This window comes from Microvirga guangxiensis (genome assembly GCF_900102135.1).
In the GTDB taxonomy this organism is placed as follows: Bacteria; Pseudomonadota; Alphaproteobacteria; order Rhizobiales; family Beijerinckiaceae; genus Microvirga; species Microvirga guangxiensis.
In genome coordinates, this window is sequence record NZ_FMVJ01000003.1 from 81,643 (window position 1) to 101,775 (window position 20,133).

General features: G+C 63.2%; 18 protein-coding genes and 1 pseudogene. 8 read left to right on the forward strand and 11 right to left on the reverse strand.

The window, feature by feature from the left end; all coding sequences use genetic code 11:
• Positions 1-288 precede the first annotated feature (288 nt).
• Positions 289-639, reverse strand: coding sequence for a YkvA family protein (locus BLP10_RS03975; protein ID WP_244510413.1), 351 nt, complete (start codon positions 637-639; stop codon positions 289-291).
• A gap of 125 nt (positions 640-764) precedes the next feature.
• On the opposite strand from BLP10_RS03975, the gene BLP10_RS03980 reads away from it, so the two are divergent.
• Positions 765-1,550, forward strand: coding sequence for an SDR family NAD(P)-dependent oxidoreductase (locus BLP10_RS03980; protein ID WP_091130437.1), 786 nt, complete (start codon positions 765-767; stop codon positions 1,548-1,550).
• 5 nt (positions 1,551-1,555) lie between these two features.
• Here BLP10_RS03980 and BLP10_RS03985 read toward each other — a convergent pair whose 3' ends face one another.
• The 7 genes and pseudogenes from BLP10_RS03985 to BLP10_RS04015 form a co-directional block, all read right to left on the reverse strand.
• Positions 1,556-2,584 carry an Ldh family oxidoreductase gene (locus BLP10_RS03985; RefSeq protein WP_210183596.1) on the reverse strand — a complete coding sequence of 343 codons (1,029 nt, stop codon included), beginning with the start codon at positions 2,582-2,584 and terminating at the stop codon, positions 1,556-1,558.
• 82 nt (positions 2,585-2,666) lie between these two features.
• A complete protein-coding gene (locus tag BLP10_RS03990) occupies positions 2,667-3,059 on the reverse strand; it encodes a GFA family protein (RefSeq protein ID WP_091130445.1) in 393 nt (130 codons plus the stop codon).
• Between the two features lie 4 nt (positions 3,060-3,063).
• Positions 3,064-3,372: pseudogene (locus BLP10_RS03995) on the reverse strand (4a-hydroxytetrahydrobiopterin dehydratase); the annotation flags it as partial.
• Between the two features lie 54 nt (positions 3,373-3,426).
• Positions 3,427-4,023, reverse strand: a complete 597-nt coding sequence (locus BLP10_RS04000) for a histidine phosphatase family protein (RefSeq protein ID WP_091130451.1) — start codon at positions 4,021-4,023, stop codon at positions 3,427-3,429.
• A 37-nt stretch (positions 4,024-4,060) separates the two neighbouring features.
• Positions 4,061-4,597: an RNA 2',3'-cyclic phosphodiesterase gene (gene thpR, locus BLP10_RS04005; protein WP_091130455.1), complete on the reverse strand. Its 537-nt coding sequence runs from the start codon at positions 4,595-4,597 to the stop codon at positions 4,061-4,063.
• 125 nt (positions 4,598-4,722) lie between these two features.
• Positions 4,723-5,766, reverse strand: a complete 1,044-nt coding sequence (locus BLP10_RS04010) for an aldo/keto reductase (RefSeq protein ID WP_091130459.1) — start codon at positions 5,764-5,766, stop codon at positions 4,723-4,725.
• Positions 5,767-5,834: 68 nt separating this feature from the next.
• Positions 5,835-6,497: an arylesterase gene (locus tag BLP10_RS04015; protein WP_244510388.1), complete on the reverse strand. Its 663-nt coding sequence runs from the start codon at positions 6,495-6,497 to the stop codon at positions 5,835-5,837.
• Between the two features lie 70 nt (positions 6,498-6,567).
• Between BLP10_RS04015 and BLP10_RS04020 the strand changes: the two genes are divergently transcribed.
• The 5 genes from BLP10_RS04020 (at position 6,568) to BLP10_RS04040 (ending at position 12,767) form a co-directional block, all read left to right on the forward strand.
• Positions 6,568-7,272: an ABC transporter ATP-binding protein gene (locus BLP10_RS04020; RefSeq protein ID WP_091131984.1), complete on the forward strand. Its 705-nt coding sequence runs from the start codon at positions 6,568-6,570 to the stop codon at positions 7,270-7,272.
• 12 nt (positions 7,273-7,284) lie between these two features.
• Positions 7,285-9,870, forward strand: coding sequence for an ABC transporter permease (locus BLP10_RS04025; RefSeq protein WP_091130467.1), 2,586 nt, complete (start codon positions 7,285-7,287; stop codon positions 9,868-9,870).
• Between the two features lie 230 nt (positions 9,871-10,100).
• A complete protein-coding gene (locus tag BLP10_RS04030; protein ID WP_091130471.1) occupies positions 10,101-10,883 on the forward strand; it encodes a Bax inhibitor-1/YccA family protein in 783 nt (260 codons plus the stop codon).
• A 95-nt stretch (positions 10,884-10,978) separates the two neighbouring features.
• Positions 10,979-11,515 carry a GNAT family N-acetyltransferase gene (locus BLP10_RS04035; RefSeq protein ID WP_091130475.1) on the forward strand — a complete coding sequence of 179 codons (537 nt, stop codon included), beginning with the start codon at positions 10,979-10,981 and terminating at the stop codon, positions 11,513-11,515.
• A gap of 7 nt (positions 11,516-11,522) precedes the next feature.
• A complete protein-coding gene (locus BLP10_RS04040; protein WP_091130480.1) occupies positions 11,523-12,767 on the forward strand; it encodes an MFS transporter in 1,245 nt (414 codons plus the stop codon).
• On the opposite strand, the gene BLP10_RS23470 is transcribed toward BLP10_RS04040, so the two are convergent.
• The 3 genes from BLP10_RS23470 to BLP10_RS04055 form a co-directional block, all read right to left on the reverse strand.
• Entirely contained in the window at positions 12,764-12,916 is a 153-nt protein-coding gene (locus tag BLP10_RS23470; RefSeq protein WP_244510389.1) for an SDR family NAD(P)-dependent oxidoreductase, read from the reverse strand. The two genes, BLP10_RS04040 and BLP10_RS23470, sit on opposite strands and share 4 nt — an antisense overlap.
• Positions 12,917-12,992: 76 nt before the next feature.
• Complete coding sequence (locus tag BLP10_RS04050; protein WP_175493806.1) at positions 12,993-13,373, reverse strand: DUF2794 domain-containing protein; 381 nt, start codon at positions 13,371-13,373, stop codon at positions 12,993-12,995.
• Between the two features lie 292 nt (positions 13,374-13,665).
• Positions 13,666-14,682 carry a zinc-binding alcohol dehydrogenase family protein gene (locus BLP10_RS04055; protein WP_091130487.1) on the reverse strand — a complete coding sequence of 339 codons (1,017 nt, stop codon included), beginning with the start codon at positions 14,680-14,682 and terminating at the stop codon, positions 13,666-13,668.
• A gap of 106 nt (positions 14,683-14,788) precedes the next feature.
• Here BLP10_RS04055 and BLP10_RS04060 point away from each other — a divergent pair, with 106 nt between their 5' ends.
• Positions 14,789-15,136 carry a winged helix-turn-helix transcriptional regulator gene (locus tag BLP10_RS04060; RefSeq protein ID WP_091130490.1) on the forward strand — a complete coding sequence of 116 codons (348 nt, stop codon included), beginning with the start codon at positions 14,789-14,791 and terminating at the stop codon, positions 15,134-15,136.
• Between the two features lie 113 nt (positions 15,137-15,249).
• A complete protein-coding gene (locus BLP10_RS04065) occupies positions 15,250-20,079 on the forward strand; it encodes an NAD-glutamate dehydrogenase (RefSeq protein ID WP_091131990.1) in 4,830 nt (1,609 codons plus the stop codon).
• The last annotated feature ends 54 nt before the right edge of the window (positions 20,080-20,133 follow it).

Here is a 20,133-nt window from a genome sequence, read left to right on the forward strand (position 1 = left end):
TTAGGCCAGTCGCCGCCTTGAGCTGATCCTTAGGTGCAGAGAAATTGCAGGTTTCCAACGATGGAGCGGCATGTCTCAGCTGCTCCGCACAACCAGGCATCAGCCTGCCTAAAAATAAAAGGGCCGCAGAAGCGGCCCGTCGAGTTGTTGTTCTTAAAAGTGTTCGTTGTTCAAATGGGAGGAGTTAAAATGACTTCTGATGAACAACTCCCGTGTAAATGAAAAATTATAATGTTGCAATAAGTCTATATTCTTTGTTCTGAATATAATCTTATATCTCTGCTGTTCTCAGGGCTGTTCAGGGGTGAGCTGCCCTAGGGTTTCTCGCGCTTTCAACCTGTGATCTTCCGTAATGGAACCCGCAACCTGGGTTATCGCTGCGGCCAGCACCGCCGCGTCGTCGGCGAAGCCGAGCAGGGGCAGGAAGTCGCTCACCGCGTCCATGGGGAACACGAAGTAAGCGATGGCTCCGAGAAGAATCAGTTTCACGCGGCTCGGTGTCTTCGCGTCGGTCGCGCAATAGAAGGCCGCAAGCAGGTCTTCGGCGAACGGAATTTTGCCCGCCACCCGCTTCAGCTTCTCCCAGAAGCGCCGCTTCAGGCCCTCCTCGTCGCGGGTGGCCGAACGCATGGCGTCCATCTCGGCCTTGGTGAAAGGCTTGATGAAAGGGTCGCTCATGCTCTGTTGCTCCTTCGGCTGTCTCAATATGGGTATCCACTCATGTAAGGATTGCCTACAAGCATCCTCAAGAGAGGAGAGAAAACATGAAGCTCGACAAATTGATGGCAGCCATCGTCACGGGAGGCGCATCCGGCCTCGGCGAGGCGACCGCGCGCATGCTTGCTGGACAGGGTGTGAAGGTCGCCATCTTCGATATGAACGCGGAGCGCGGCGAAGCGGTTGCGCGTGAGATCGGCGGCCTGTTTGCGCAAGTCGACGTGACGGACGAGGCATCGATCGATGCAGGCCTCGTGAAGGCGCGTGAGACGAACGGCGTCGAGCGCATTCTCGTCAATTGCGCAGGCGTCGCGCCCGGTCGTCGCACGGTGACGAAGAAGCGCGAGACAGGGGAGCTGATTCCCCACGATCTCGCGAGCTTCCGCAAGACGGTCGAGATCAACCTCATCGGCACCTACGCGATGATCTCCAAATGCGCTGCCGCCATGGCGGCTCTTGAGCCGGTGACGCCGGATGGCGGGCGCGGCGTCATCGTCAACACCTCGTCGGTCGCAGCTCAGGACGGGCAGATCGGTCAGGCCGCCTATTCCGCCTCCAAGGGCGGCGTGCTGGCGCTCACCCTGCCGGTAGCGCGCGACCTGTCGGGCTTCGGCATCCGCGTCATCACCATCATGCCGGGGCTCTTCCACACGCCTCTCTTCGAGGGCATCGCGGAAGATTACCGCAAGGCGCTGGAGGCCAACGTGCCGTTCCCCTCGCGTCTCGGACGCCCGGAGGAATACGCGCAGCTGGTGAAGAGCATCATCGAAAGCGACATGCTCAACGGTGAAGGCATCCGCCTCGACGGCGCTTTGCGCATGCAGCCGAAATAAGCCGCTCAGGCGAGATCGAGAAAACGCACCGTATCGGGATCCACTGGGATTCCGGTACGGTCCCGCTTCTCCATCGTCTGCCACTCGCGATCCCCTGGCGCGAGAACCTGCGCACCCGCCTTCGCGGGGGAGCCACGCAATCCCGCTAGATACTGTTGCATCAGGAGGTCGTAGGTCTCACGCCCCACGAAGCGTTCGGGATCGATGGCAAGACAGAAATGCCCGATGTCATGGCGCTCCGTATGGCCGTCGCCCATCGGCACGACGAGGTGGTCGGGAGTGGCGCCGGTCAGTACGGCCGAGAGGATCGTCACCAGGCCGGCAAGGCCTGCTCCCTTGAACCCGAAATCGGCGCCGCCGAGAGGCGTCAGGATCTCGGCAAGATGCGGATTGCGGGTCGGCTCGCCATGGATGTCCGCCGTCACCTGATCGGGCAATTCGCGTTCCAGCGACCGGAACAGCAGGATCCGGTTGTAGGGAATTGCCGAGGTTGCCATGTCGAGAAGCCATGGCCTCGAGCCGCGTACGGGCGCGGCGGCAGCGATGGGATTGGTTCCGTGAAATCGCGTCTTGCCGCCGTGAAATGCGACGAGCGAATCCGCGTTGGTGGTCGAGAGGGCGATGAAGCCGGCCTCGGCTCCCGCCAGCGCATAGGCTCCGGCTGCGCCGTAATGGGTTGAATGCGTGATCCCGACAGCCCCGACGCCGCTTTCCTTCGCAATCCGGCAGGCCTCCTCCATGCCGGCATAGGCAGCCGCATGACCCAAGCCGTGATCGGCGTCCAGCATGGAGGTTCCGGCAGCCGTGCGCTTGATGGTGAAGGCGGGAGAGCCGTTGATCTGTCCGCTTCTCAGACATTCGGCATAGAAGGGCGTCAGCCTCACCCCGTGGCTGTCGATGCCGAGGCGCGAGGCGTGCATCATGGCACGGGCGGCGGCGGCCGCGGACGCTTCATCGGCGCCGGCCTCGCGCAGGGCGGCCAGAACACGCTCCTGCAGGAGGTCCGCTGGAAACTTCAAACCTTCAACGGCTATGCTCGATGCCTGGGACACAATGCGACCTCTCATGGACGATGAGTGCTTTGTCAGGCCGCGATCCCGATGGCAAGCATCGAACCTACGACGTCACTTCACCGCGATTCTCGGGATAGCTGATGAGATCCGGCGTGCAGAGCCAGAACTCCCGGCGCTTGGTCCAGGCCTCATAGGTCGGTGTGAACAGATTGGTCTGGTCGAAGGCGCCGAGCTTGAGCTCGATCTCGTGCGCATCTTCGCGGCAGAACACCTGCGAGCCGCATTGCGGGCAGAAGTAATCAGTCTTCCAGGCTCGGCTCTCGCCGGAAACCACCACCTGATCCGCAGGAAAGACCGCAAAAGCATTGAAGGCGCTGCCGCTCGTCTTGCGGCAGTTCATACAATGGCACAGCCCCACGCGCCTGGGGGCTCCTTGAGCCTTGAACGTCAGCTGTCCGCAGACACAGCCGCCCGTGAGGACTCGAGCATCGGTCATGGCGTCACGCTTTCGTCAGTCCGGCGGCGAGCTGGTCCATGCGCTGCGCCAGTTCGACATCGCGGCGCGTGAGGCCGTTGGCGTCATGGGTCGAGAGCGTCACATCCACCTTGTTGTAGACATTGAACCATTCCGGGTGGTGATTCATGGGCTCGGCTACCAGCGCCACGCGGGTCATCCAGCCGAAGGCGGCATTGAAATCGTCGAACACGAACCGCTTGCGGATGGCGTCCCGCCCCTCGACAAGCGTCCAGCCGTCGAGGGCGGAGAGAAGTTCCTGGCGTTCGGTGTCGTTCAAACGGGGCATGGGCGGCTTCTTTTGCGTTGATTGAGGGCTCGCTTAGTGATGAAGCGCCCGCGCCATGTTTCAAGCCCTGACGTCCTCGAAGGACGCTTCCTCGATGGTGCGCCAATCCTGGCGGATGGCGAAACTCTCCCGATCCATCACGAAGAAACAGCCGCCGCCCGAATGCTGCGGCCGGCTCTCCTGGCCGATCTCCACCTGCTGAAGATGCGCCATGAGCAGGCACCCGACGCCGCCATGGGCGACGATGAGCGTATCGCCGATCTCCTCCGCCGCGATCCGGCTTACGGCCTTCACGATGCGGGATTGCGCGTCGATGGCGCGCTCCCAGCCGCGGATGCTCTCGTGCGGACGGGCGAAGAATTCACCGACCACCTCCCAGAATTCCGGCGGCGCGATGTAGCCTGTGGCCGAACGGTCGTTCTCGCCGAGATCCTCGTGTGTGCGGTAGGGCATGCCGAGCCGCTTGGCGACGATGGCCGCGCCGTCCATGGCCTTCTGCTCGGTGCTGGCATGGATCGAAGAGAGCAGGACGCCGGACAGCGCATCGGCAAAAAGCTCCATCCGCCTGCGCCCCGTTTCATTGAGGGGCCATTGCGGCACGGGCACGTTCGGATCGATGACGACTTCGGGATGGGTGAGGAAGATGAGCGATGCCATGGGCCAAGGCTTAATCGCTCAAAGCTTTGCCGTCGAGCTAGCTTAAGGGGTACGCCGCTTCGATCACATAGGGCCCGCCGCCGGTGGAAGCCTTCGACGAATAGAGCACGAAACGGTTGGCCGTGAATGCGAGCTTCGGGAAGTGACCCCGGGTCGCCATGTAATCGGCCACATCGATGGGCGAGACATTCTTCAAGCGCGCCAGCGTCACATGCGGGACGAACTTGCGCGTTTCCGGCGGCAGGCCGATCTGGCGCATCATGCGCTCCTGCTCGGCCTGAAGATCGGCGAGTTCCCCGTTGCCCGAGGTGCGGGCGAACACCGCGCGAGGCTTCGAGCCGCCGAAGGTGTCGAGGCCCTCGATGGTGATGACGATGGGCTCGCGCCAGCGGGAATCGCCGAGCATCGAGGCCACGTCGTCCGCCGTGCGGGCGTCGATGTCGCCAATGAAGCGCAAGGTGATGTGGTAGTTTTCGGGATCGATCCAGCGCGCCCCCGGCAACCCGCCGCGATAGGCGGAGAGGGCTAGGCTGATCTCGGGAGGAATCTCGATGCCGGTGAACAGACGTGGCATGCGGCACCTCCGAGCTTTGGCTTACGCTTGACGATTCAGACGATGGACAGCCGGCTTTGTTCCGGCTGTCATGATGGCAGTCATCCCGGATCTTCGCTGCGAGTCGTCCGGGATGACGCTGCCGGTTACGGGCAGGGGTTGCAGTGCTCGACGTGGATGGCGTCGATCCGCTTCTCCAGTTCCGGCATGATTGTGACGTTGATGGACGCGATGTCCGTCTTGAGCTGATCCATCGTGGTTGCGCCGATGATGTTCGATGTCACGAAGGAGCGCGAATTCACATAAGCGAGTGCCATCTGCGCCGGATCGAGACCGAATTCCTTGGCGAGTGCGATGTACTTCCGGATCGCAGCGTCCGCCGTCGGATTCTCGTAGCGCTGCCCGCGCTCGAACAGGGTCGTGCGCGCCCCGGCGGGCCGTGCTCCGTCGAGATACTTGCCTGTCAGATAACCCTGGGCCAGCGGCGAATAGGCAAGCAGGCTGACCTGCTCGCGCAGGCTCACCTCGGCGAGCGCCACCTCGTAGGTGCGGTTGAGCAGGTTGTAGGCGTTCTGCACCGACTGCACCCGCGCCTGACCCTTGGCCTCGGCGTGCTTGAGGAAGCTCATGGTGCCCCAGGCGCTCTCGTTGGAGAGGCCGAAATGGCGAATCTTTCCGGCCTTCACGAGGTCCGTCATGATCTCGACCGTCTCGCCGATGGGATGCGAATCGCCCTCCTGGTGCTTGTAGATCGTCGGGTTCGAGCCCCAGGGCATCGGGCGGTCGGGCCAATGGATCTGGTAGAGGTCGATATAGTCGGTCTGGAGTCGCTTGAGGCTCTTGTTCACTGCCTCTTCGATCTGCTTGCGGGAGAGCTCGGCCTTGGAGCCGTCGTCGCGGAACCAGGTGTTGTCGGAACGGCCCACAACCTTGGAGGCGAGAATCACCTTGTCGCGGTTAGCCCGCGACTTGAACCAGGAGCCGATGATCGTTTCTGTGGAGCCTTGAGTCTCACGGCGGGGCGGGATCGAATAAAGCTCGGCGGTATCGATGAAATTGATGCCCTGATCGAGGGCATAATCCATCTGCTCATGGCCTTCGGCCTCGGTGTTCTGCTGGCCCCAGGTCATGGTGCCGAGGCAGATGAGGCTGACATTGAGATCGGTGCGGCCAAGGCGGCGGTATTGCATCTTCAAGGCTCCTCGCGACGGTCGATGCCGCCGCGCGTGGGATGAAATTGAATGACGCTGACGGGCGATCAGCGCTGGGTCAGGCGGGCGAGGAAACTCTCGACGGTCGGCAGAATGCGCTCGACGATGATCTCCACGCCCTTTGCCGTCGGATGGAGGCCGTCGGGCAGGTTGAGGGACCGCTCGCCGGCCACCCCGTCGAGGAAGAAGGGATAGAGCACAAGGTCGTGCTTCTTCGCAATGTCGGAATAGATGGTGTCGAATTTCTGGATATAGGCCTCGCCGAGATTGCGCGAGGCATACATGCCGGCGAGCATCACAGGGATGTTGCGGGCCTTCAGGCGCTCGACGATGGTCTCGATGTTCTTGCGGGTGCCGGCGGGGTCGAGGCCGCGCAGCATGTCGTTGGCCCCGAGCTCCACGATCACCCCATCCGTGCCGTCAGGGATCGACCAGTCGAGCCGGTCGAGGCCCCCTGACGACGTGTCGCCGGAAACGCCTGCATTGGCGATCTCCACTTTGTAGCCCTTGGCCTTGAGCGCCTTCTCCAGCACGACCGGGAAGGCCGCTGCCTCAGGCAAGCCATAGCCTGCGGTCAGGCTGTCGCCGAGGGCGACGAGCTTCAGGGTCTTCTCCTGCGCGAGGGCCGCAGAGGAGGGGGCTAACAGGGCGGTGAAGACGAGTGCACACGCAAAAATGATCGTCATGAACGGGCCGGATTGGCGCTTCATCAATAGGCTTCCCATCTATGGCGGACTAGACACGGTTGCTTTCAGTTTCCAACAGATCGGATTTAAGGGCATGAAGGACAAGGCCATTGCGCTTCACGATGTCGATTTGAGTCTCGGACGCGGGGCCGCGCGGGTGCACATCCTCAAGGGGATCTCGCTCGCGGTCGACAGGGGCGAGGCGGTCGGATTGGTCGGTCCTTCGGGCTCGGGCAAATCCACCCTGCTCATGACCATGGCAGGCCTGGAACGTCCCGATTCCGGCAAGGTGATCGTCGATGGTACCGATCTGTCGGGGCTCGACGAGGACGCGCTTGCCCGTTTTCGAGGCCGGCGCATCGGCATCGTGTTCCAGTCCTTCCACCTCGTGCCCACCATGACGGCGCTTGAAAACGTGGCGCTGCCCCTGGAGCTGGCGGGCGAGGACGATGCTTTCGAGCGCGCCGAAGCCGAGCTGCAGGCCGTGGGCTTAGGGTCCCGCCTGCACCATTATCCAGCGCAGCTTTCGGGCGGCGAGCAGCAGCGCGTGGCGATTGCCCGCGCCATCGTGCCGAATCCCGCCATCCTGGTGGCGGACGAGCCCACCGGCAATCTCGACGAGAACACCGGCCAGTCCATCGTCGATCTTCTCTTTGCCCTGAAGCGCGATCGCGGCGCGACCCTGGTGCTCGTGACGCACGATCTCAATTTGGCGCGCCTTTGCGACCGCATGGTGCGCCTGCGTTCGGGCCAGGTGGACCTCAGTCCGGAGGCCGATGCGGCCTCGGCCGTGGCTTAAGGGAGCAGGCTCATGCACGGCACCCTCAGCACGCCCCAGCGGCGTCCGGCATCCGATTCGAGAATGCCTCTTCTCCTGCGCCTCGCCTTCCGGGAGTTGCGCGGGGGCCTGAGAGGCTTCGGCATCTTTCTCGCCTGCATCGCGCTCGGCGTCGCGGCGATTGCGAGCGTCTCGTCGCTTTCGCGCGCGCTCACCGAGGGCATCTCCCGCGAAGGCCGCCGGATTCTGGGCGGCGACATGGCTTTTTCGCTGATCCAGCGCGAGGCGAGTGCTCCTGAACGGGCTTTCCTCGATTCCAAAGGGCAGGTGAACGTCATCGCCTCCATGCGCGCCATGGCCGTGGCGGGCGACAAAGGCTCTGCCCTTGTCGAGATGAAGGCGGTGGATGGGGGCTATCCCACCGTGGGCAGTCTGGAAACCGATCCGCAATTGCCCCCAGCCGAACTCTTCGCCGAGCGCAGCGGCGCTTTCGGCGCGGTGGCCGATCCTGCGCTGCTCGCGCGTCTCGATCTGAAGGTCGGCGACCGGGTGACGGTAGGCGCCGCCAATGTGGAACTGCGCGCAAGTCTGGTGACCGAGCCCGACCAGATTGCCGACGGCATCGGCTTCGGCCCACGCCTCCTGATCTCGCAGGATGCGCTGAACGCCACCGGCCTCGTGCAGCCCGGCAGCCTCGTCCGCTGGACCTACCGGCTGTCCCTGCCGCCCGCCTTGAATACGGAAGAAGGGTTGGCGCAGGTCGAGGCCGAGGTGGGCCGCGCTCTGCCGGAGGCGGGATGGCGCATCCGCACGCGGCTGAATGCCGATCCACGCTTTGCCAAGAACATTGAGCGTTTCACGCAGTTCCTCACTCTCGTGGGCCTGACCGCGCTGCTGGTCGGCGGCGTCGGCGTCGCCAATGCGGTGCGCGGCTTCGTGGACCGCAAGCGCGCTTCCATCGCGACCCTGAAAAGTCTCGGCGCGCCGGGCGGGCAGGTGGTGCTGCTCTATCTCACGCAGGTGATGCTCATCGCGCTTGTCGGCATCGCCATCGGCCTCCTGGTCGGCGCGGCTTTGCCCTTCGTCATCACGGGCGCCTTCGGCCATCTTCTGCCGATTCCGATTCAGCCGGTTCTTGCGTTTCAGGAGCTCGGGATCGCGTTGCTCTATGGCGTCCTCACGGCTCTCGTCTTTGCCATCGCGCCGTTGGGACGTGCCCATGACGTGCAGGTCTCGGGACTCTTTCGCGACCAGATCGACCCCGAGCGCCGCTGGCCCCGCAAGCGCTATCTCACCGCGTTGGCTCTCTCCGTCGTAGCGCTTGTGGGACTTTCCGTCATTGCCGCTTACGACCGGCGCATCGCGCTGATGTTCGTGGCGGCGGCTGCGGGCTCCTTCGTCCTCCTGCGAATCGTAGCCATGGGCATCATGACGCTCGCGCGCCGTCTGCCCCGCCCGCGGCGCACGGCTCCGCGTCTGGCGCTCACCAACATTCACCGGCCTGGCGCGCTGACCCCGTCGCTCGTGCTGTCCCTGGGGCTCGGCATCACGCTGCTCGTGACGCTCTCGCTGATCGACTCGAATCTCACGAGGCAGTTGACGCAAAGCCTGCCGGAGCGCGCCCCGAGCTTCTTCTTCCTCGACATTCCTAACCAGCAGGCGGATGAATTCGAAGGGTTCCTCAAGAAACAGGCGGCGGACGCGCAGATCGAGCGCGTCCCGATGATGCGCGGGCGTCTGGTGACGCTTGGCGGACGGCCTGTCTCCGAGGTGAAGGCGCCTGAGGACATCTCCTGGGTGCTGGAGGGCGACCGGGGCATCACCTATGCGAAAGCGCCACCCGAAGGCTCGAAGCTCGTTCAGGGCGCATGGTGGCCGGAAGACTATCGCGGCAAGCCGCTCGTCTCCTTCGACGGCAAGATCGCGGAAGGCCTGGGCCTGAAGATCGGCGACGACATCACCGTCAACGTGCTCGGCCGCAACATTACGGCCACCATCGCCAACCTGCGCGAGATAGAGTGGCGCTCGCTGGGCATCAACTTCGTCATGGTGTTCTCGCCCAACACCTTCGCGGGCGCCCCTCATACCCATCTCGCCACCGTCACCTTCCCCAACGGGTCGGATGCGGCGACCGATGCGAGAATTCTGCGAAGCTCTGCTCAGACTTACCCCATGGTCTCAAGCGTGAGGGTGAAGGATGCGCTGGAGGCGGTGAACGACGTGGTGTCCCAGCTCGTCATGGCGATCCGTGGGGCCAGTTCGATTGCGCTGATCGCGAGCCTCCTGGTTCTCGCCGGCGCGCTTGCGGCAGGTCACAGGGCGCGCCTCTACGATGCGGTGGTGCTGAAGACGCTGGGGGCCACCCGCGCCCGGCTGCTTTCGGCCTATGCTCTCGAATACGGTCTGCTGGGCCTCGCAACCGCCGTTTTCGGACTGCTCGCCGGAGGCACGGCGGCCTATTTCATTGTGAGCCGCATCATGAACTTAAGCTTTAGCTTAGATTTATCGGGGGCTCTGGTGGCGTGTGCCTTGGCCGTATTGGTCACCGTGGGCCTGGGCTTAGTGGGAACGTGGCGAATTCTCAGTCAAAAGCCTGCGCAATACTTGAGAAACCTTTAGCGGAGCAGCTTGCATCCAACGTTATAGACAGGCGGAGAAGAGATATGAGGAGCAGAATCGACTCCGCTCCTCAAAAATTCTTTTCACAAAAAATTGAAGCTTGACGTTACCTCTTGCGAAGCAAGGGCCGCCCCCTCATATTCCGTGCATCGCCGTGTTATCATGGTGATCGAGGGCTGACGTTTCAGCCTTTCTGAGGGAAACACGGGACACCGCGAGAAAGGACTCCGATGCAACCGTATGAGCAAAACCAAACCGCCTATGGCACCGGCTTTGCCCGGACGGCAGCACAGGTCGACCAGGGCCTGCGCGCCTTCATGCTCGGCGTCTACAACAACATGGTTCTGGGTCTGGCCATTTCGGCTCTTGTCGCGCTCGGCATCAATATGCTGGCCACGACGAGCGATCCGTCCCAGGCCGTCGCACGCATGGGCGGCATCGGCCTGACCCAGTTCGGCGCGACGCTGTATGGCTCGCCCCTGATGTGGGTTGTGGCGCTGGCGCCTCTGGCCTTCATCTTCTTCTTCTCGTTCCGCCTCGACCGCATGTCGGCCGCTGCGGCACGCGGCACCTTCTTCGCCTTCTCGGCGGTGATGGGCGCTTCGCTCTCGACGCTGCTGATCCGCTACACGGGCGCCAGCGTCGTGCAGGTGTTCTTCATCACGGCGGCCTCCTTCGGCGCGCTGTCGCTGTGGGGCTACACCACCCGCCGCAGCCTGTCGGGCATGGGCTCGTTCCTGATCATGGGCCTGTTCGGCCTGATCATCGCCTCGATCGTGAACATCTTCGTCGCGTCGAGCGCGCTGCAGTTCGGCATTTCCGTGATCGGCGTTCTGATCTTCGCAGGCCTCACCGCCTACGATACGCAGAAGCTGAAGGAGATGTACCTGTACGGCAACTTTGACTCTGAGGCCGCAGGCAAGGTCTCGGTCATGGGCGCACTGACCCTGTACCTGGACTTCATCAACATGTTCCAGTTCCTCCTGGCTCTCGTGGGCAACCGCAACGAGTAAGGGCGAACGGATCGAACGCTCAAAAGCCCCGGCCCAAAGGCCGGGGCTTTCTGTTTGCGGATTGCGGAATGTAAGGCTTCATCCTACCAAGAGCCATGAGCCTCATCGTCCGCCCCTCGGCTGAAGCCGACCTCCCCGCCATCGCGGCCATCTATGCCCATGCGGTGCTCAACGGCACCGCTTCGTTCGAGTTGGAGCCTCCCTCCGAAGCGGAGATGGCGCGCCGTCGGGCGGCTCTCCTCGAAGGAGGGTATCCTTATCTGGTGGCCGAGCGGGATGGCGAAGTCCTTGGTTATGCCTATGTGGGGGCCTATCGCCCCCGGCCCGCCTACCGTTCCACGGTGGAGGACTCGATCTATGTGGCGCCTTCCGCGCAAGGGCAGGGCGTGGGGCGCTTGCTGCTCGAAGCCTTGATCAGCGAATGCGAGGCGCTGGATTTCAGGCTCATGGTCGCCGTCATCGGCGACGAGGAATCGAAGGGCTCCATCACCCTGCACAAAAGCCTCGGCTTCGAGCCGGTCGGCATTCTCAAGGGCATCGGCTATAAGCACGGGCGCTGGCTTTCCACCGTACTCATGCAGCGTCCCCTTGGCCGTGGCACCGCCGAGCCTCCGACGCGCCCGATCCTGTAGTTCTTCCATGCTGGCTTCCTTCATCGCCAGACCGCGCGGCGGTCTCTGGGACAATCCCGATTTCCTGCGCCTCTGGGCAGCCCAGACCCTGTCAGCCGTCGGCACGCGCTTCACGCGGGAAGGGCTGCCGATCATCGCGGCGCTGACGCTCGGCGCTTCGGCCTGGGACCTCGGCCTTCTTGTTGCGCTCAGCGCTCTGCCGGGCGTGATCGTCAGTCCCTTCGTCGGCGCCTGGATCGACCGCACATCGCGCCGGCGCATCCTGATCCTGGCGGATCTCGCCCGCGCGGGCGCTCTCGCAACCCTTCCCGTTCTCGCGTGGTTCGATGCCATCACCATCGGTCACGTGATCGGCGTGTCCACTATTGTTGCCCTGTTCTCCATGTTCTTCCAGACGGCCGACAACGCCTATCTGCCGAGCGTGGTCGAGCGCGATCAGCTGCTCGACGGCAATGCGAAGCTCGCCACCACCGACGCCGCCGCCGAAGTGGTCGGGCCTGCTTTGGCGGGCCTCGCGATTCAGGTTTTCACCGCACCTTTCGCGATCCTGTTCGATGCCCTGTCCTATCTCTGGTCGGCCTTTTTCCTGTCCTCGATCAAGCGTCCGGAAATCCCGGTGAGCCCGAGTGAGCATGCACCCGATCTCTGGCGCGAAACCAAGGAAGGCCTGCGCTTTGTCTTCAGTCATCCGGTTCTGCGGCCTCTGACTCTGTGCATCGCGACCTTGGGGTTTTGTCTGTCGTTCTTCGCGCCGCTCTATGTGCTCTACGCAGTGCGCGATCTCGCCATTCCGCCCGGCGTGCTCGGCTTCGTCATTGCCTTGGGCGGCATCAGTGCCGTTATCGGCGCGCGGCTTGCGGGATGGGCCGGACGCCGCTTCGCTCCACGCCGGCTTCTTATCGGCATTCTCATTGCCTACAGCGTGATGCTGGCGTTCATCCCCATGGCGCATGGGCCGCTCTGGATGGCGGTCGCCTTCCTCTGTGTGTCCCAGCTCATGGGCGATGCTCTGTCCGTGATCTTTTTCACCACCGTCTCGACTGTCCGTCAGATGGAAACACCCGATTCCTTACGCGGACGCGAAGGCGGCGTGTTCCATCTGCTCACGGCAGGATTGGGACTGGTCGGTGCACTGGTGGCTGGAAGCGCAGCGGATTGGCTCGGCATCAGGCCGATTCTGTTCATCGGTGTGCTGGGTGCTCTCGCATCGACACTCTGGCTCCTGCGGATGCCGAAAGTGCCCAACGTCTAAAGCATGCAGGCTGCTTCTGCGAGCTCCGCACGACGGGCCGCGAGAGTCAGGCCGGCGCCGCGTTGCGCGAAGATACGAGCCGCAACGCGGCCGATGCCGCTCGACGCGCCAGTGATGACGACGGAAAGACCGGCCATGTCGCGTGCCATGAGATACCCTCCACGCTGCTGCATGATCATGCGGCAACGCGAGACGCGTCGGGGCGTTCTGGACGTCAGGCGGCGTTTAGTTCGAGACGACCTTCGGTTTGTCGAGCACGCGCAGCACGCGGTCGAGTTCGTGCCCGCGCTTCAGAATGAGTCCTGTGGAGACGATGACGGAATAGGCCCCTTGCCTCTTCGCGAGCTTGGGATCTTTCTCGATGCGGTAGAGGGGCATTTCGGAAGTGCGTCGGTAGATCGAGAAAACCGCCTTGTCGGGAGTGAAATCGATCGCGTAATCGCGCCATTCGCCTGCAGCCACCATGCGGCCGTAGAGATTGAGAATGGTCTGCAACTCACCACGGTCGAAGGACACCCGCTTCGGCGCGGCGGGGAAGGGCACGACATGAGCCGTGCCCTGCATCGAGCCGCCGCGCAGCGGCTCCGGGATGTCACCTTCGCTCATGAGAACTCCCATCACTGGTTTCCTTGATATCAGATGATGGGTCCGGCCAAAGAATGGATCAACCCATAGGGGTGAAATGAATCACCGCGATTTCCCCAAATCTTATTCCTGCCGCATTCGCGCCCATAAGGCGCCTCACTAAATGCCGTAAATGCTTAAGTTGCCTCGACGGCCCGGTTCGACCATCGGTCTGGACACGTCAGCCCCCCAGCCCTCCGGATTGCTGGAGGACCGGGCCACCAATCCTCGAGACATCGGCCGCCTTTCCAGGCGGCCTTTCTTTTTTTGTGCCTCAGAACCCCGACAGGACGATCTTGCCCTTGGCGCGGTTGCTCTCGATGAAGGCATGCGCCTTTTTCAAATTGGCCGCATTGATCGGTCCCAGCACATCGGCGAGCGTCGTTCGGATCTTCCCCTCGTCCACGAGGCGCGCCGCCTCGTTCAGGATCTCGTGCTGACGGTCCATGTCCGCCGTCTGGAAGGTGGAGCGGGTGAACATCGATTCCCAATGGATTGAAACGCTCTTGCCTTTCATGAGGCTGATGTCGAGCGGGTCCTTCGGGTCGTCGATCAGGGCGAAGCGTCCCTGAGGTGCGATGGTCTTCGCGATCTCTGCGAAGTGAGCTTCCGTGTGCGTGATAGAGAATACGAAGGCGGGAGCACCGATCCCTAATGCCTCAATCTGCCCGGAAAGCGGCTTGGTATGGTCGATTACGTGATGCGCGCCGAGTTCGCGCGCCCATTCCTGCGTTTCCGGCCGCGAAGCGGTGGCAATCACCGTTACATCCGTGAGCTTGCTTGCGAGCTGCACGGCGATGGAGCCGACGCCTCCAGCCGCGCCGACGATCACGATGGCATTGGCAGCCCCTTTGACCGGGCGTTTAATGTCGAGGCGGTCGAACAGGGTCTCCCAGGCGGTCAGAGTGGTCAGCGGCATCGCCGCAGCTTCCTCGAAACTCAAGGATTTGGGCTTCCTGCCCACGATCCGCTCATCGACCGCGTGGAATTCCGCATTGGTGCCGGAACGCGTGATCGCGCCCGCATAGAACACCTCGTCGCCCGGCTTGAAGAGAGAAACCTCGGAGCCGACGGCCTTGACGATTCCAGCAGCATCGAAGCCCAGGACCTTGTAGCCGCCGGGTTCGGCCTGGGCGCGCTTTCGCACCTTGGTGTCGACCGGGTTTACCGAAACCGCCTTGACCTCCACCAGAAGGTCCCGCGGGCCCGGCTCCGGCGGGGGAAGCTCGATATCCAGGAGGGAAGCGTCCGAATTGATAGGCAGGGACTGCTGGTAACCAACGGCGCGCATGGCGTGTCTCCTTTTGCTGGAGACATAGTTGAGCATAGAGGATAGTATCGCAAGAACGCACAATTAGAGCACATAGTGTCTAAAAGGATACCGTGAAGGATCTCTTATGCCCCGCGTTCTGAAGAAGCCGTCCAGCACCGGATGTTCGGTCGAGCGTGCGCTCAGCCTCATCGACGGCAAGTGGAAAATCGTCATCCTCTACAAGCTGTTGCGGGGCACCTTGCGCTTCAACGAGTTGCGCCGCCTCATCCCGGGAGTGACCCAGCGCATGCTCACCAACCAGCTGCGCGAGTTGGAGGCGGATGGGCTTATCGTCCGCGTGGTCTATGCGCAGGTTCCGCCGCGAGTCGAATATTCCCTGTCCGCGCGGGGGGAGAGCCTGGAGCCGGTGCTCCTGGCCCTGAAAGACTGGGGCGACACGAATCTGTCGTCCATCGAGGCTCAGGCGGCATAAAATTGCCGGGTGCTGCGAAACTTAACCCTGTCATGTGCAGAAACAGAGGGTTTGGTTGCTTACTCCGCCACTCTGTGGCAACCCTCCCGGAACGAGCATAAGAGGATATGCGCATGAAGCTGGAAACGCCGACCAGCGGAAGCGAACTGACGGCCGAGGCCGTCGCGGTTCTGGAAGCCTGGCACAAAGCCATTCCACCCACGTTCGTCCGCGATCTCTATGGGCGCGTGCCGCCAGAAGACCTGGCCGCCTACTCGCCCGCAGCCCTCGCCGAGCTGGCGGCTGCAGCCTACGAGCATCTGAAGTCGCCCCGGATAGGTGGGGGCGAGGACATCCGCCTCATCGATCTTGAAATCGAGCGCGAAGGCCGCCGCCGGGAGGTGACGGTTCTCGAAATCGTCAACGACAACATGCCCTTCCTGCTCGACTCGACCCTCGCCGAGTTGGTCGATCAGGGTTACGAACCCTACCTCGTGGCGCATCCGATTCTGGCCGTAGAGCGCGACGCCGATGGCAGTCTCGTACGCCTCATGGGCGAGGCCACCGGCACCGGACGCCACGGTGTGAAGCGCGAGAGCTTCATTCACGTTCACCTGCCGCGCATCGACGATCCGGAAACCCGCAACCGTCTGATCGACGCCATGCGCCGCGTCCACAAGGACGTGTCGCTCGCCGTGCACGACTGGCCGGGCATGCGCGCCCGAGTGACCGAACTCGTTCAGAATTACCGCCTCAATCCGCCGCCGCTGCCCGACGACGAGGTGCGGGAAGCGATTGCATTCCTCGATTGGATCGCGCGCGATAACTTCACCTTCCTCGGACTCCGGGAATACCGTCTGCCGAAGGGTGATGCCGCTGCCGACCCAGTGGAAGGATCGGGCCTGGGCCTCCTGCGCGACCCCAATGTGCGCGTGCTGCGCCGCGGGCGCGAACTCGTGGCGATGACGCCCGAAATCCGCGCCTTCCTGGAAAAGCCTCAGGCGCTCATCATCACCAAGGCCAACGTCAAGTCCCGCGTCCATCGCCGCGCGCATCTCGACTATGTCGGGATCAAGCTTTTCGATGCGGATGGCAGGCTCAAAGGCGAGCTGCGCATCGTCGGGCTCTTCACGGCAAGCGCCTACACCAACACTACGGCGGAAGTGCCGTATCTGCGCCACAAGGTGGCGAAGGTGGTCGGCCGCGCCGGGTTCGATCCGTCGAGCTATGCGAGCCGCGCGCTTCTCAACGTTCTCGAGAGCTATCCACGCGACGAGCTGTTCCAGATCGACGAGGAAACGCTTTACCACTTCGCCATCGATATCATGAACCTGTCGGAGCGCCCGCGCGTTCGTGCGCTTGCCCGCGCCGACGAGTTCGACCGCTTCGTTTCGGTGCTCGTCTTCGTGCCGAAGGATCGCTACGACACGAGCGTGCGCCAGCGCATCGGCCAATTCCTCGCGGGCATCTTCGAAGGACGCGTCTCCGCATCCTATCCTGCTTATCCGGAAGGCCCGCTCGCGCGAACTCATTACATCATCGGACGCGATGAGGGGCATACTCCGCAGGTTTCTCAGGACACGCTCGAAAAAGGCATTTCCGCTATCGTGCGCACCTGGGGCGATTCCCTGCGCGACCAGCTCGACGAGACCATCGGCGGCGTGCGCGCCCGCGCACTGGCCACGCGTTACGCGGATGCGTTCAGCGCCGCCTATCGCGAGGCTTTCGGTGCCGAGCAGGCGATCAAGGATATCGGACTCTTGGAGCAGCTCTCCGAGGCCCGTCCCCGCGCGGTCGATCTCTATCGCCGCGAGGGCGACGACGATACCCGCGTCAACCTGAAGCTCTTTTCGCGCAGCGCCGCGCTGCCGCTCTCCGACAGGGTGCCGCTTCTAGAAAATCTCGGCTTCCGCGTGGTGAACGAGAGAACCTACCGCGTGATTTCCACCGGCGTGACCGGCATGGACCGCGTATGGCTCCACGACATGGTGCTGGAGCGTGCGGCCGGCGGCGCGATCGATATCGACGAGATCCAGACGCTCATCGAGGCGGCGCTACTCGCCCTGTTCCGGGGACTGGCAGAGTCCGACGGCTTCAACCGTCTCGTGCTTGAAGCAGGTCTCGGTTGGCGCGATGTGGCGATGGTGCGTACGCTTGGACGCTATCTTCGCCAGATCCAGATCGCTTACGCGCAGGATTACCTCGCGGATACTCTGGCGCGCCATTCCGCGATCACCAAGAGCATCGTCAAACTCTTCTATGCGCGGTTCGATCCGCGCCATGGGGGTGATGCCGAGGGCGAAGCCAAGTTGCGCGCCTCAGTCGAGGAGCAGCTGCAGTCTGTCACGAGCCTCGACGACGACCGCATTCTCCGCCGCTTCATCAACCTGATCGAAGCAGCGACGCGCACCAACTTCTTCCAGCTGGAGGGCAATGGCCTGCCGCGCCAGACCATCGCGTTCAAGTTCGAATGCGCGAAGGTCGAAGGCCTGCCGCTGCCCAAGCCTCTCTACGAGATCTTCGTCTACTCGCCGCGAGTCGAGGGCGTGCATCTGCGCTACGGCAAGGTGGCGCGCGGCGGCCTTCGCTGGTCGGACCGTCCGCAGGACTTCCGCACCGAGGTGCTGGGTCTCGTGAAGGCGCAGCAGGTGAAGAATGCCGTGATCGTGCCGGTGGGTGCGAAGGGTGGCTTCGTGCCCAAGCAATTGCCGCCGGCAAGCGACCGTCAGGCGTGGCTGGCCGAAGGCACCGAGAGCTATCGCATCTTCGTGCGAACCCTTCTGCAGCTCACGGACAACATCGAAGGCGACCACGTGGTGCCGCCTTCCGACACGGTGCGCCACGACGGGGATGATCCCTATCTCGTGGTCGCCGCCGACAAGGGCACCGCGACCTTCTCCGATACGGCGAACGCGCTCTCCATCGAAAAGGGTCATTGGCTCGGCGATGCCTTCGCATCGGGCGGCAGCCAGGGCTACGACCACAAGAAGATGGGCATCACCGCCCGCGGCGCGTGGGAAGCGGTGAAACGCCACTTCCGCGAGATGGACATCGACATCCAGACGCAGCCCGTCACTGTGGCGGGCGTCGGCGACATGTCGGGCGACGTGTTCGGCAACGGCATGCTGCTCTCGCGGGCGATCAAGCTCGTGGCGGCCTTCGACCACCGCGACATCTTCCTCGATCCCAGCCCGGATCCGGAAACCGCGTATAACGAGCGCGAGCGCCTGTTCAATCTGCCCCGTTCGAGCTGGCAGGATTACGACAAGTCGCTCATCTCCGCAGGCGGCGGCGTGTTCTCGCGCAGTGCGAAATCGATCCCGCTCTCGCCGGAAGTGCGCGCCCTGCTCGATCTCAACAAGGCGGAGGCGACTCCCGCCGAGGTGATGACGGCGATCCTCAAGGCCAATGTCGGCCTGCTCTGGTTCGGCGGCATCGGCACTTACATCCGCTCGTCCGTAGAGACCGACGAGCAGGTGGGTGACCGCGCCAACGATGCGATCCGCATCGCCGGGGCGGATGTGCGCGCCAAGGTGATCGGCGAGGGCGCCAACCTGGGCATGACCCAGCGCGGGCGTATCGAGGCCGGGCAGAACGGCGTTCGCCTCAACACGGACGCCATCGACAACTCGGCGGGCGTGAACACCTCCGACGTGGAGGTCAACATCAAGATCGCGCTCACCACGCCCGAGCGCGACGGCCGTCTGACGGAAGAGGCTCGCAACACGCTTCTGGCCGACATGACGGATGAGGTTGCCAGCCTTGTGCTGCGCAACAACTATCTGCAGACACTTGCTCTCTCGCTCTCTGAGCGGCGCGGACTCGCCGATCTCGGCTTCGCACGCCGTCTCATGCAGATGCTGGAAAGCCAGGGCCGTTTGAACCGCAAGGTTGAGTATCTGCCCGACGACGCGACGCTCACCGAGCGCGCCCGTCGCGGCGAGGCGCTCACCCGCCCGGAACTCGCGGTGCTGCTCGCCTACGCCAAGCTCTCGCTCCATGACGAGTTGTTGGAAAGCACCGTTCCGGACGATCCTTATCTCGGCAAGGAACTGGATCGGTATTTCCCCGCGGAAATGCGCGAGCGCTTCCCGGATGCGATTGCCGGCCACCGCCTGCGCCGCGAGATCATCGCGACGCAGCTTGCGAATGCCATCATCAATCGCGGCGGCGCCACCATGGTGGCGCGTCTCGTGGACCAGACCGGAGCGGATGCGCCGACCATTGCGGCGGCCTATGCGGCCACGCGCGATTCATTCGGCCTCACTGAAATGAACGTTGCCATCGATGCACTTGATGGTGTGGTGCCGGGCAAGCTGCAATTGCGCCTTTATGGCGAGCTGCAGGATCTGCTCATGAACCGCATCGTCTGGTTCATCCGCAACGTGGATTTCAGCACCCACTCCCTCGACACGATTGTCGGCACCTATCAGTCCGGCATCGCGGAGGTGGAGCGCGGCCTGCGGGACACGCTGTCGCCGGAGGCGGTGGAGGCGTGGGATACGCGCACCAAGGCTCTGGTCGATCAGGGAACACCCGAGGAACTGGCCCGCCGTATCGCCGCCCTGCCGGACCTGGTGGCCGCTCCCGACATCGTGCTCACCGCGCAGAAGACGGGCAAGCCCGTGGGCGACATTGCATGCACGCATTTCGCTCTCGAAGCTGCGTTCCGTCTGGGTTCGCTCATCGGCGCGGCATATGAGATCACCGTCAGCGATTATTTCGATCGTCTGGCGCTCGATCGTGCCATCGACAACATCGCCTATGCCCATCGCGGCCTGACGGCGGAGGTGGTCATGGGTGATCTCTCCGGCACGGATGCAGTCCAGGCCTGGAGCGAGAAGAGGGGCGCCGATGTCAGCCGCATCAGGAGTGCGGTGGACAGCATCGTCTCGTCGGGCCTGACGCTGTCGAAAATCACGGTGGCGGCGAGCCTGCTGGGCGATCTGGCAAGGACGGGCTGACGCGAGGGCTCAGGGTGACAGGAATGAATCGGTGAGCGGGAGCGAGCGTCAGGC

Bases quoted from the DNA above. Each gene is read 5' to 3' on its own strand.
- BLP10_RS03975 (WP_244510413.1), bottom strand. From the start codon at position 639: ATGGACGCCATGCGTTCGGCCACCCGCGACGAGGAGGGCCTGAAGCGG.
- BLP10_RS03980 (WP_091130437.1), top strand. From the start codon at position 765: ATGAAGCTCGACAAATTGATGGCAGCCATCGTCACGGGAGGCGCATCC.
- BLP10_RS03990 (WP_091130445.1), bottom strand. From the start codon at position 3,059: ATGACCGATGCTCGAGTCCTCACGGGCGGCTGTGTCTGCGGACAGCTG.
- BLP10_RS04000 (WP_091130451.1), bottom strand. From the start codon at position 4,023: ATGGCATCGCTCATCTTCCTCACCCATCCCGAAGTCGTCATCGATCCG.
- thpR (WP_091130455.1), bottom strand. From the start codon at position 4,597: ATGCCACGTCTGTTCACCGGCATCGAGATTCCTCCCGAGATCAGCCTA.
- BLP10_RS04010 (WP_091130459.1), bottom strand. From the start codon at position 5,766: ATGCAATACCGCCGCCTTGGCCGCACCGATCTCAATGTCAGCCTCATC.
- BLP10_RS04015 (WP_244510388.1), bottom strand. From the start codon at position 6,497: ATGAAGCGCCAATCCGGCCCGTTCATGACGATCATTTTTGCGTGTGCA.
- BLP10_RS04020 (WP_091131984.1), top strand. From the start codon at position 6,568: ATGAAGGACAAGGCCATTGCGCTTCACGATGTCGATTTGAGTCTCGGA.
- BLP10_RS04025 (WP_091130467.1), top strand. From the start codon at position 7,285: ATGCACGGCACCCTCAGCACGCCCCAGCGGCGTCCGGCATCCGATTCG.
- BLP10_RS04030 (WP_091130471.1), top strand. From the start codon at position 10,101: ATGCAACCGTATGAGCAAAACCAAACCGCCTATGGCACCGGCTTTGCC.
- BLP10_RS04035 (WP_091130475.1), top strand. From the start codon at position 10,979: ATGAGCCTCATCGTCCGCCCCTCGGCTGAAGCCGACCTCCCCGCCATC.
- BLP10_RS04040 (WP_091130480.1), top strand. From the start codon at position 11,523: ATGCTGGCTTCCTTCATCGCCAGACCGCGCGGCGGTCTCTGGGACAAT.
- BLP10_RS23470 (WP_244510389.1), bottom strand. From the start codon at position 12,916: ATGGCACGCGACATGGCCGGTCTTTCCGTCGTCATCACTGGCGCGTCG.
- BLP10_RS04050 (WP_175493806.1), bottom strand. From the start codon at position 13,373: ATGAGCGAAGGTGACATCCCGGAGCCGCTGCGCGGCGGCTCGATGCAG.
- BLP10_RS04055 (WP_091130487.1), bottom strand. From the start codon at position 14,682: ATGCGCGCCGTTGGTTACCAGCAGTCCCTGCCTATCAATTCGGACGCT.
- BLP10_RS04060 (WP_091130490.1), top strand. From the start codon at position 14,789: ATGCCCCGCGTTCTGAAGAAGCCGTCCAGCACCGGATGTTCGGTCGAG.
- BLP10_RS04065 (WP_091131990.1), top strand. From the start codon at position 15,250: ATGAAGCTGGAAACGCCGACCAGCGGAAGCGAACTGACGGCCGAGGCC.